Source organism: Mycobacterium sp., assembly GCF_049802695.1.
Classification (GTDB): domain Bacteria; phylum Actinomycetota; class Actinomycetes; order Mycobacteriales; family Mycobacteriaceae; genus Mycobacterium.
This window is the reverse complement of sequence record NZ_JBARMY010000324.1, coordinates 1-11,198: the sequence shown is the minus strand read 5'-3', so window position 1 is coordinate 11,198 and position 11,198 is coordinate 1. Positions and strand designations below refer to the sequence as shown.

General features: G+C 62.3%; 10 protein-coding genes. 6 read left to right on the top strand and 4 right to left on the bottom strand.

Translation table 11 applies throughout. From position 1 onward, the window contains the following. Nucleotides 1-84: 84 nt before the first annotated feature. A complete protein-coding gene (locus tag WA317_RS13370; protein WP_425173491.1) occupies nucleotides 85-1,476 on the bottom strand; it encodes an amidohydrolase family protein in 1,392 nt (463 codons plus the stop codon). Nucleotides 1,477-2,010: 534 nt separating this feature from the next. Then, nucleotides 2,011-3,771 (bottom strand): NAD-binding protein, encoded by a 1,761-nt coding sequence (locus tag WA317_RS13365; protein ID WP_425173493.1) that lies wholly within the window; start codon nucleotides 3,769-3,771, stop codon nucleotides 2,011-2,013. Between the two features lie 375 nt (nucleotides 3,772-4,146). Here WA317_RS13365 and glnA point away from each other — a divergent pair, with 375 nt between their 5' ends. The 5 genes from glnA (at nucleotide 4,147) to WA317_RS13340 (ending at nucleotide 8,544) form a co-directional block, all read left to right on the top strand. Further along, nucleotides 4,147-5,583 (top strand): type I glutamate--ammonia ligase, encoded by a 1,437-nt coding sequence (gene glnA, locus WA317_RS13360; RefSeq protein ID WP_425173490.1) that lies wholly within the window; start codon nucleotides 4,147-4,149, stop codon nucleotides 5,581-5,583. Nucleotides 5,584-5,814: 231 nt separating this feature from the next. Beyond that, nucleotides 5,815-6,330: an SRPBCC family protein gene (locus tag WA317_RS13355; RefSeq protein WP_425173489.1), complete on the top strand. Its 516-nt coding sequence runs from the start codon at nucleotides 5,815-5,817 to the stop codon at nucleotides 6,328-6,330. Between the two features lie 238 nt (nucleotides 6,331-6,568). Continuing rightward, a complete protein-coding gene (locus tag WA317_RS13350; RefSeq protein ID WP_425173488.1) occupies nucleotides 6,569-7,408 on the top strand; it encodes an SH3-like domain-containing protein in 840 nt (279 codons plus the stop codon). 43 nt (nucleotides 7,409-7,451) lie between these two features. Continuing rightward, nucleotides 7,452-8,156, top strand: coding sequence for a thiocyanate hydrolase subunit gamma (scnC, locus tag WA317_RS13345; protein WP_425173487.1), 705 nt, complete (start codon nucleotides 7,452-7,454; stop codon nucleotides 8,154-8,156). A gap of 106 nt (nucleotides 8,157-8,262) precedes the next feature. Beyond that, on the top strand, nucleotides 8,263-8,544 hold the full coding sequence (locus tag WA317_RS13340; protein ID WP_425173492.1) for a thiocyanate hydrolase: 282 nt from the start codon (nucleotides 8,263-8,265) through the stop codon (nucleotides 8,542-8,544). A gap of 62 nt (nucleotides 8,545-8,606) precedes the next feature. Here WA317_RS13340 and WA317_RS13335 read toward each other — a convergent pair whose 3' ends face one another. Continuing rightward, nucleotides 8,607-9,197 carry a TetR/AcrR family transcriptional regulator gene (locus WA317_RS13335; RefSeq protein ID WP_425173486.1) on the bottom strand — a complete coding sequence of 197 codons (591 nt, stop codon included), beginning with the start codon at nucleotides 9,195-9,197 and terminating at the stop codon, nucleotides 8,607-8,609. 113 nt (nucleotides 9,198-9,310) lie between these two features. Between WA317_RS13335 and WA317_RS13330 the strand changes: the two genes are divergently transcribed. Continuing rightward, on the top strand, nucleotides 9,311-10,234 hold the full coding sequence (locus WA317_RS13330) for an alpha/beta hydrolase fold domain-containing protein (RefSeq protein WP_425173485.1): 924 nt from the start codon (nucleotides 9,311-9,313) through the stop codon (nucleotides 10,232-10,234). A gap of 8 nt (nucleotides 10,235-10,242) precedes the next feature. On the opposite strand, the gene WA317_RS13325 is transcribed toward WA317_RS13330, so the two are convergent. After that, nucleotides 10,243-11,198: YihY/virulence factor BrkB family protein (locus tag WA317_RS13325; RefSeq protein WP_425173484.1), on the bottom strand; the 956-nt coding region annotated here is incomplete at its 5' end.

Below are 11,198 nucleotides of genomic sequence, written 5' to 3'. Positions count from 1 at the left end.
CGAAGATCAGTCGTAGCTTACTCACCTCCGCCCGCCAACATATTGGCGCCAACGATCGGTCCGTCAGATGGCACGTGGTGTCCGTCACCGAGGTGCTCGACGCCCCTTCGATGACGCCGCTCGTGTTTTGAGGGCGCTCAGTTCCGCCGCGGAGTAGTGCTTGCCCGCTCTCACGACGGCGTTGATGTGGTGCAGGTTCTCGACATCGTCGAGCGGGTTGGCGTCCAGCACGACCAAGTCGGCATGGCGCCCTGGCTCGACGGTGCCCATGGTGTCCTGGCGTCCGAGGTATTCGGCGGGATTGCTAGTGGTCATCTGCAGGATCTTCAGCGGTGAGAGGCCTGCCTTGGCCAGTTCCGCGAACTCCTGACGCAGGGTCAAGCCAGGCCCCATCATGGCTCCGCCATCGGTTCCGGTCATCATCGGCACGCCCCGTTCGGCGAACAGCTTGGTCAGAGACAGTTGGCGCGGGTACAGCGCCCGGTAGGTCCGGCGCGACTCGGCGGGAAGTGCCTGGAACTTCTTCGTCACCTTGCGCCATCTCTTGATGTTGCTGGCGGGCATGTACGAAAGCAGCTCGTCGCGTTCGTATTCCGGCGCGTCGGCGTACTGCATGCTGCGCAGCCGAACCAATGTCGGCACCTGCCAGGTGCCGTATTCGGCGAGCTGCCCCGCCACTGCGGCGGCGGCGTCTTCGCTGAAGGTGTCCAAGGCGGCCTGGATCCGGGCGACGTCGACGGGATCGGAGAAGGCAGCGGGGTTGACCAGAAGTTTTTGCATGCGCCAGGCGACGAGGCGCTCGAGGAAGGGAATTTTGATGGGCGGCGCCTTGGGCACCGGTCGCTGGCAGGCCTGCGTGCGCAACTGCTCGTCGATGGTGGAACACGACGACCACACCGACGACCCCGGCCCCAGATGTTCGACGCAGCGAAAACCGGCCCGTGCGGCGGCCATGAGGTCGACGCCCTCTTGAAGGTGACCCAAAATCGGCATCCCGACGGCGACCGCTTCATCGACCGCCGCCATGAAGACGTCCGGATCTGCCATCACCATCTTCAGGAAATCGGCGCCTTGGGCTTGCTGGCGACGGATCTCGGCGGCCACCGCGGCCCTTGATCCGGCATTGAGCGGAGTGAGGATGGCTCCGGGTGTCTCAAGCAGCGCCGGCGCGGCCGGCCCGATCGGCAACGCGTTGTCGCACCGGTTCTTCAAAAGCGCTGGCGAACCCGACATCTGCCGGAATCCGGTGATGCCTTCGGCGAGCATCAGGGCCAGGCTTCCCGAGGGATCGTTCAGGTTCAACGCGTGTGAATGCATATCGTTGTAGCCCGGCACGACGAACTTGCCCGTCGCATCGATACGGTCGGCTGACGGGTCGGCCACGGCCCCTCCCCGCGAGAACACCTCGACGATGCGCCCGCCTTCTATCCGGATGACGACGTTGGCGGCGGTGCTGCCGTCACGGGGATCGACCACGGTGCCACCGTCGAGAAGCAGAGCGCGCGGTGATGCGGTATTGACTGCGCCATGCACGGGCTCTGTTGTGCGGGTAGCTCTGCGCCTCTCCCGATGGCCGGACACGAAACTGAACAGGCGCGGCGCTGACAACGGCTGCGGGTAGGCACAGCAAGGACAGCCTGTTGATGTCATTTCTTGACCCACCTTCATTGCTTCGGTCACCGGCACACCGCCGGCGGTTACCCGCGGGGGCGATCTTCACGGTCACGTCGAGCGCGATCGTGACCTGACCAAAATGTCTCAATACCATCGCCGGACCACCGATACCCTGCGCCCAACGTATCCGCCTCCCGGGGCCGAGTGGCACGGCTTTCAAAGCTTTCGACAGGGTGGACGAAGAGACGCACTTCAAAGCTTGGTTGCTGACAATCATGAGAAATGCGTGAATCAGTAAGCACCGTGCCACGGATTGTCGGCCCACGGAGCTTCGTGTTGCCGACGTTGCCGATCACCAGACCGCCTCTCAGGCGGGCACCCGTTGTCTCATCGTTGTCATGCGTCGACTTCCTCAGCCCATCTCGGCAAGCGCGGTTGTGGCCTGTGCGGTGAACGCGCCGCCGCCAGTGCCGCCGCAAGCCCACTGTTGGTCGCAGTCTGCGGTGGCGGCTGACCCTTGCGCAGCATCGCGATCAGCTCGCGGTAGGGGCCGATGAGGTAGACGGTGTCGCCGGCTTTCAGTCGGGCGTCGCGCCGGGGGCGAAGGCTAACCGGTCCCTCAGGTCGAGTAATCGCGATGACGCGCGTTTGAGTAGACAGGTCCATCATTCGCCGTCCATCTAGCTCGCTGTCCGCCGCCACGAGCATTGCACCGACCATGAAGGAGCGCTGCCCAACCCAGAAGGTCCCCAACACCTGCAAGCCCATCGCGGCGCCGATGAACCAGGGGGCTGCCAGGTCGACGATCGACCGCACGTTCTCGAAACCGAACCGACGATTTACCGCCGTGCCCAACGCGCGGCCTTGAACGCGCATGACGATCGGCACCTTGGTGTCGGATCCCAGAATCTCCAGCAGGACGATTCCGGCCTCGATGTTTTTCATGTCGTGATGCGTCACCACCGCCACTCCGCGGGCGCGATCGACGCGTGCTGACTCCAGCGTCTGGCGCATCGTTGGGTCGCCGAAGATCACCGGCACGTCGAGTTCAGCCACGGTCGGCAGGAAGCGGTTGTTCTCGTCCTCCTCGATGACGAGGACGTCGTAGCCGTCGGCGGTCAGATCCTTGACGACGCGGATGCCGACTGAACCCAGTCCCACGACGACGACGTGTTCGCGCATATGACGTGCCCGTCGCAGTCCGGCCATTTTGACGAAGCGCCGCGAGAGCAGCAGATCGGCAAGAAACGCGACGAGGACGGCGGTCACGATGACGCCGCCCCACATCAGCCCGACAGCGAAGAGTCGCAGCCACGCGGACTGTTGGGCGAAGCTGTAATCGCCGTAGCCAACGGTCGTAATCGTTTCGGAGGCGAAGTAAAGGGCGTCGATCCACGACATCCGCGGGTTGTGATAGGTGAAGCGCACCAGCGCTGTCGAGCCGAGCGTGAGGAACAGCGCGAACGCCAACGAGGGGAAAAGCATCGGGTTCATGTCGTCGCGCATGGCACGGGCGGCATCGATTACGCGTCGCACCCGGGAGTTCCGAGCGCGTGTCGCGGTCCGGGGAGGCACGGTGATCCCGCGAGCTTCCAATTCGTCTTTGACGCCGATCATCGAGGTCCAGTCCCCGGTGTAGACCTGCAGATCCCGTCCCGGGCACGGCACCACCTCGCCGGGGGCAGGTGAGTTCCTGCCGTGCACCACCGCCACCGGTGCCAAATCGGCGTAGATCTCGCGTAGGGTTCCCTCACGAGACGCCTCGGAACCCCAGACAACGAATTCGGTTCCGGCGGCCGCGAACTGGTGTGCCTTGCGCGACAGAACCGCCTCGACGACGGATGGTGCTGCGAGGTCGGCGACGTCCAGGATCGCACCGGGGCCGTTGACGTCATCGACCGCTTCGCGCAGCACGTCGTTGGACAAACGTGCCACCACGCGGACATTCGGGCTGTATTCCCGCGCTAATAAGGCTATTTCAAGATTGACCGCGTCGTTGGGCCCAGCACAGACGACCGCACGGGCACGATGTACCCCGGCGCCCAGGAGATCGGCGGCGCCGGCGATCTGGATTATCCGTGCGCCGGCACCCCTGAGTTCCTCGGCGATTGTCTTCGCCAGCGCGTCGTCACCGCTGACGATGATTTCGCGATGCATCATCTCGCGCATTTGACGGGAACGGGGCTGTTTCATGCGCTGTGTATGGTCCGGCCTTCGCTCGAGCTCGGGAATCGAGTCATTCGGCCGTGGTTTCACGTCCTGCGGCATAAGTATTCCCACCTTTGCTCAAACCTGCGTTCACATCTCGGTCATATGACTATCGGCCACCGTGGCGGTATGTGCCACTGGAGCACCTCCAAAGGAAGGAAAGTCAACTACGTTGTCTCGCAGACGGAGTCGCCTGCTACGACCAGTTGGAAAGGCGTGCGTTCCTGAACGCAACAGATTCGACTCGAGCTTGTCACGCCGACGAAATAGCAGTGGCGTAGCGAAAACTCCGCGCCATTGCCATCCACCGAGAAGGAGCATCCCGTGTCTGAAAACACGCCCGACGATATATTCAAACTCGTCAAGGACGAAAAGATTGAGTACGTCGACGTCCGATTCTGTGACCTGCCAGGCACCATGCAGCACTTCACCATCCCGATTTACGTCTTCGACGAGAATGTGTTCGAGGAAGGCCTGGCCTTCGATGGCTCTTCGATCCGCGGATTCCAGTCGATTCACGAGTCCGACATGCTGCTGCTCCCCGACCCCGAAACCGCGACTATCGACCCGTTCCGTGCCGCCAAAACCCTCAACGTGAACTTTTTCGTGCATGACCCGTTCACTCTCGAGTTGTACTCGCGCGACCCGCGCAACGTCGCCCGTAAGGCCGAGAACTACCTGATCAGCTCCGGCATTGCCGACGCCGCCTACTTCGGCCCAGAAGCCGAGTTCTACATCTTCGATTCGGTAAGCTTCGACTCGGGCACCAACGGCTCGTTCTACAAGGTGGACGCGACATCCGGGTGGTGGAACACCGGAGAAGCGACCGAGTCCGACGGCCATCCCAACCGCGGCTACAAGGTCCGCCCCAAGGGCGGCTACTTCCCGGTGGCCCCGACCGACCACTACGTCGACCTGCGCGACACGATGCTGACCAATCTCACCAACGCCGGCTTCGTCCTCGAAAAGGGACACCACGAAGTGGGCAGCGGAGGTCAGGCCGAGATCAACTACAAATTCAACACATTGCTGCACGCGGCTGACGACCATCAGATGTACAAGTACATCGTCAAGCAAACGGCATGGCAGGCGGGCAAGACCGTGACTTTCATGCCTAAGCCGCTGTTCGGCGACAACGGCTCTGGTATGCACTGCCACCAGTCACTGTGGAAGGACGGTGTCCCGCTGATGTACGACGAGGAGGGGTACGCCGGCCTGTCGGACACCGCTCGCCACTACATCGGCGGTTTGCTGTACCACGCGCCCTCGCTGCTCGCGTTCACCAACCCCACGGTCAACTCCTACAAGCGCCTGGTACCCGGCTACGAAGCCCCGATCAATCTGGTCTACAGCCAGCGCAACCGCTCAGCGTGCGTGCGCATCCCGATCACCGGCAACAACCCGAAGGCCAAGCGGCTGGAGTTCCGCTGCCCGGACGCATCCGGCAACCCCTACCTGGCGTTCGCGGCCATGTTGATGGCCGGGCTGGATGGCATCAAGAACAAGATCGAGCCGCCTCCCCCGGTCGACAAGGACCTCTACGAGCTGCCGCCAGAAGAGGCCGCGGAAATAGTGCAGGCACCTACCCAGCTTTCCGCGGTGATCGACCGTCTGGAGGAAGACAGCGAATACCTTACCGAGGGAGGCGTATTCACGCCTGACCTGATCGAGACGTGGATCAATTACAAGCGCGACTACGAGATCGCGCCGTTCAACCTCCGGCCCACCGCGTACGAGTTCGCGCTCTACTACGACGTATGAACCAGTTGACCCTGACCTGCGGTGCCACTGCCGGTCAGGACGGACACTTGGAGCCGCATTGGAGGGCGATGTAGCTTGGCCAGAAGTGGGCGTGAACGTCGATTAGTCGGATGGCCCGAAAGCGTCCAAAGGTCCACTCGGCCGGAGAAGTCCCACGGCGAGAGCCAAGGCCGGGTTCGACGCGCTACCGATTCATCTGATCGGTCAGAGGCGGCGGTCTAGATTGAAGCGATGACGCGAACCATGACGGTTTCGGGCACGGTTGACATCGATGCCTCGGCAGACGAGCTTTACTCGCTGATCAGTGATCCGACCCAGATGGGGCAGTGGAGCCCTGAGAACAGGGGAGCGATCGTGCTTAATCCCGCGGAAGATGGAGCAGCGTTCGTCGGGATGACCTTTGAAGGGGGCAACAAGCGCGGTCGGGCTCGCTGGACCACCCGGTGCACCGTGACTGCCGCTGATCCTGGGCGACGGTTCGCCTTCCGGGTTCATACGATCGGGGTGAAGAAGCCGCGCCTGCGCGGGGCGAACGCGTCCTGGGAGTACCGGTTCGAGCCGACCGCCGGTGGCGGGACCCGGGTCACCGAAACGTGGACTGATGACAGAACGGCGTGGCCAGACGCGCTCGCGGCGGCGTTCGACCGGATCGTGACCCGTGGCAAGACTTTCCCGGATTTCCAGCGGATCAACATCCGCAGGACTCTGGATGCGCTCAAGCGGGCGGTAGAGACCGCGAAGGCCTGAGTCGGCAAGGCGCGAACGCCGGTCAGCAGGCTACGGAAGAGGGTTACCTGAGTCGCGACGAAAATTATGTCGAACGCCTGCCCCGATTTCCGGGCGAGCATTTGCCGTTGACCCAATTGCCGGTTGCGCAGGGTTGAAGGTTGGGGTGGGCTGTGTAGAGAGCATTGCCTTTCGCCGCGACGTCGCGGGATCATCGCGGCGGGCGAGGGTCAGAATTCGTACGACGAGCGGAGCCCAGATGACGACTCCTTTGGAACGGGTAAACCAGCTGGCCCTGGTCGCTCGCCTCAAGTCCGCTTACACCGATCTTCCAGACGCGCCGACACCTGATCTCATCGACCACGAGCGGTTCACCGCCTATACCAAGACCCCCCACGACGTCGGCGGAGAGCCAGATGCTCCCATCTCTTGGGAGAACAAGCAGTACGAGATATGGGAGCACAACACCTATGTGCTGTGTGAGGTTCTCGGCTGGCGCGGGATCTGGCTGTCCGAAGAACGACGTCGGATGGGAAATGTCGACCTGGGCCGCACCATTTATCTCGGACTTCCTTACTACGGGCGGTGGCTACTGGCCGTCGTCCGAATCTTGGTCGAGAAGCACCACATCGGGCTGAGCGAGTTGGCGGAACGCATGGCCGAGGTCAAGGCTCGATATCAAGGCGGCCTGCAAGATAAGCCTCTCGAGGCCAGGCCCAAGTCCGAAGGCAACCCTGCCGCGGTGACCCGCAACGAGCACCACGTCCGCGCCCTCGGTAAGGGCGACCCGCAGGTGTTTGCCGGACAGGCCGGCGAACCAAAGTTCAAGGTCGGCGACAAGGTCGTGGTGAAGGAGCTGCCGATCCTGCTCTATACCCGCACGCAGCAGTACGTGAGAGGGGCGCGGGGTGAGGTCGCGGTCGTCTCATATGAAAGCCCTGCGGCAGAGAACGAGACCTGGGATGGGCCTGACCAGAAGCCGGAGTGGTTCTACATCGTTCGATTCAACCTCTCCGGGCTGTGGTACGGCTACACCGGGCCCAGCAACGACACGCTGCAGACAGAGATCCCCGAGCGCTGGCTCGAAGCGGGCAGCTAGTCGAGTCTCCATTGATCGACTGTCTTCACGAAAGGACTCGCCGATGACCGGTCAAGACCACGATCACGACCGCACCGCCGCTCCCAGGGTGGACGAGATCACCGACTTCGAAGTACTTGAAATCGCTCTCCGCGAATTATGCATCGAGAAAGGGCTTTTCACGGCTGAGGAACACCGACGAATGACCGAGTTCGCCGAACAGATCGGCCCGATTCCTGCGGCTCAATTGGTGGCCCGGGCCTGGCTCGACCCCGAGTACAAGAAGCTGGTCCTCTCGGATCCGCTTGCTGCCAGTAGGGAAGTGGGGGTCGACTGGTTGCAACCCACGGGTTTCGGAACACCCAGCGACTTCACGGCGTTTCACGTGCTCGAGGACACACCAACATTGCACCACGTCATCGTCTGCACTTTATGCTCATGTTATCCGCGCCCGATTCTGGGCAACTCCCCGGAGTGGTACAGGACCCCGAACTTCCGTCGTCGCATCGTGCGCTGGCCCCGCCAAGTGCTCGCGGAGTTCGGACTTTATTTATCAGAAGACGTCGAGATCCGAGTCGAAGACTCAAACCAGAAGCATCGGTTCATGGTAATGCCCGTCCGCCCCAAAGGTACCGAGGGCTGGACCGAGGACCGGTTGGTCGAAATCATCACCCGCGATTGTTTGATCGGAGTCGCGTTGCCTAAGGTCGGGGTGACCACGAACGCGGTCACCGCGACGCGTCCGGCCATTCATCCCGCAGAGCACTGACCTGACGAGGGAACTGGTGAATACTTCGGGCGACCGGGGGTCAGTCGAAAAAGCCACGATCGCGCCGTTGGCGGCCATCGTTGAACGCAATCAGGTCTGGGGCCGCATGGCTGCAAAATACGGGGTCGACAATCCGGTGCCGCCGTGGAAAACGAGCCTCGACGGCACTTGCGACGCGCTCGATCGAAGTAGTTGCGGCCCTGACGTATTGAGCTTCATCGACCGACGCAACGAAGAGGACGCTCTGTCGGCGACTGTCTACCCCGATCTGCCCTATCCAGAGAACCGGCTGGTTGCCCTCGCGCACTCCTTGCTTGTGCGCGGAGTCATCGATGAGGCCGAACTCATGCAGCGGCTCGCGGCCGTCCGAGCCAGGCTGGAAAGCTGAGCGTCAAGGTCGCGGCGACGCTTGAAGACAGGCGCGCCATGCCTTGCCGACTTTTCAACTAATCAGGCCGGGTCGCTCTCGACGAGCATGCCAGCGGTGGCACGTGCGGCGTCGAGGGATGTGCTCTTCGCTTCGCTGTTTTCTGGCATCGCCCGCGAGATGGTGAGTGATCCGACCATCAAGGCGACAATGCTCCAGGCGCGCCGTTCCCGATCGGACGGCTCACCGTCGAGCAGGTTGGCGATCCTGTTGGCAAGCGCGCTGATTCTGCGCTCGTAGGCTTCTTTGACGGATGGTTGTGCTCGTGAAACGTCGGCACTCAGTGCGGGCATGGGGCAGCCGTCGGCTGGATCCGCGCTGTGTTCGAGGGATATGTACGCCTCGACAAGATCTTTCAGGCGTGATCGACCTTCAACGGGGGTCACCGAGTCGGTGTCAGAAACGAACGGCTCGCCGACGAAGGCGTCGATGACCGCCTCCAGCATCGATGCCTTATTAGGAAAATTCGAATAGAACGCACCTGATGTCACGCCCGCCGCGGCGGCCAGATCGTTGATCCCGATCCCGTTGAAGCCAGCTGCCTTCAACGAACGTGCCCCTGCCTCTACCAGCGCCTGCCGCGCCCTGGCCTTATGGTCCGACGGATATCTCATCTCAACCCTCTCTTCGGCCTTGACGTCGCCCCCATCATAGTATAGCGTTCATAATATTACGAATGCTATCCAATGCCTCGGCAACTCTGTACCCCCCATGAAAGGTGACGTCCATGCCCAGCGACCAAGCAGTCGAGTTCGCAAACTTTTTCGCCGACCTCAGCCAACGATCGTCCGGTCCCACCTTTGACCTGTCGACGGTGCGCGACATCGTCGAGACAATGCATGTGGCCACGAAAGAACCCGAAGGAGTGACCTACGCCGAGGTCGACGCCGACGGGGTTGAGGCGCTGTGGTGTATTCCTGCCGATAGCGACCCAAAGACGGTCCTGCTACATAACCACATGGGTGGAAGTGTGATGACGTCGATGCATTCCGACCGCAAGGCCGCCGCACACATCGCTAAAGCGGCTCGCGCGCGTTCGCTAGTGCTGAATTTCAGGCGCTCCCCGGAACACAAATATCCCGCGCAACTCGATGATGTCGAGACCGCATACCATTGGCTGCTCGAGCAAGGGTATGCGCACCACAACATCGCCAGCGTCGGGCACTCGATCGGCGGCTACCTTGCCGTCAGTCTTGCGCTGCGACTGCGTGACCGCGGCGCAGAGCTTCCCGGTGCCATTCTGTCGATTTCACCATGGTGCGATCCCACGATGTCGGGAGAGTCGGTCGACAGCAATGCTGAGCGGGATAAGCTGCTGTCGCGTGGGTTGCTGGAGTTTTTCCGGTCCTGCTGGCTCGACGGAACTGGCGTTGAATGGACCGACCCGAAGGTCAATTTGCTGAAAGCTGATCTGTCCGGTCTGTCTCCCATCGCGGTTTATTACGGACAGGATGAGCTACTGGCCAGCGAAGCAGTCGAATTCGGGCTCCGCGCTGACAAAGCCGGCAACGATGTGATGGTGCGGCCGGTTGAAGCTGGTCAGCACTCCTTCATCATCGGTGCAGGACGGGTGCCCGAAGTCGATGAGGCGATCAGCGAGATGGGCAGCTGGCTGCGCTCGAAGCTTCGAGTCGAATCCGCGGTCGCCTAGCCGGTGAACTAGTCGCGGTTGCCTCGGCTGCGGCGCAGCCGCCGCCCGTATTCGATGTACTTCTCTTCGGCGGCCTCTTTCTTCTCGACGATGCGAGTGTCTTTGGGGGGCAGCTGCAACTCTCGTTCGGCCGCAATTCCGGCTTGCAGTTGTCGCCCGCGTTCCAGTTCGACGTCAAGTTCAGCGCCGAACAACAGGGCCAGGTTTGTGATCCACAGCCACAGCAGGAACACGACGACGCCGGCCAGTGCTCCGTAGGTTTTGTTGTAGCTGCCGAAGTTGCTTACGTACAAGCCGAATCCGACCGAGGCAAGCGCCCACACCACGATTGCGACCACCGAACCGATGCTGAGCCAGCGGAACTTCGGCTGCCGCACGTTGGGGGTGGCGTGGTAGAGGATCGCCACCGCCACGATGACCAGCACCAGGATTACCGGCCACTTGGCAACGGCCCACACAGTCTGAGCGGCATTGCCGAGCCCGATCGCGTTTCCGACGGCGTGGGCGACCGGGCCGCTGATCGCAAGCATGAAAGCCACCGCTGCAACCAGCACCAGTGCCGCCAACGTGAGCACCAGTTGCAGCGGGCGCAGCTTCCACACAGGCCGCCCTTCGGCGAAGGCATAGATGCGGTTCACGGCCCGTCCAAAGGCGCCGACATAGCCGGACGCCGACCACAACGCCGCAAGGACGCTGAAAAGCAGCGCGAGTCCCGCGGACCGGCTTTCAACGACCTGATCGATGGGCGCTCGCAGGATGTCGACCGCTGAGGCGGGGACGAGGTCAGCGGCCACGTCGAGCAGGGCGTTGGTGGTGCGCCGGCCCTCGCCGAACACGCCGAGCAGCGACACCATCACCAGTAGCGCGGGAAATACTGACAACACCGCGTAATAGGTCAGCGCCGCGGCCAGGTCAGTGCAGTGATCCTTGCTGAACTCGTGTGCGGTCTTTCGTAGCACAAACA

Bases quoted from the DNA above. Each gene is read 5' to 3' on its own strand.
- WA317_RS13350 (WP_425173488.1), top strand. From the start codon at position 6,569: ATGACGACTCCTTTGGAACGGGTAAACCAGCTGGCCCTGGTCGCTCGC.
- WA317_RS13330 (WP_425173485.1), top strand. From the start codon at position 9,311: ATGCCCAGCGACCAAGCAGTCGAGTTCGCAAACTTTTTCGCCGACCTC.
- WA317_RS13335 (WP_425173486.1), bottom strand. From the start codon at position 9,197: ATGAGATATCCGTCGGACCATAAGGCCAGGGCGCGGCAGGCGCTGGTA.
- scnC (WP_425173487.1), top strand. From the start codon at position 7,452: ATGACCGGTCAAGACCACGATCACGACCGCACCGCCGCTCCCAGGGTG.
- WA317_RS13340 (WP_425173492.1), top strand. From the start codon at position 8,263: ATGGCTGCAAAATACGGGGTCGACAATCCGGTGCCGCCGTGGAAAACG.
- WA317_RS13355 (WP_425173489.1), top strand. From the start codon at position 5,815: ATGACGCGAACCATGACGGTTTCGGGCACGGTTGACATCGATGCCTCG.
- WA317_RS13365 (WP_425173493.1), bottom strand. From the start codon at position 3,771: ATGCATCGCGAAATCATCGTCAGCGGTGACGACGCGCTGGCGAAGACA.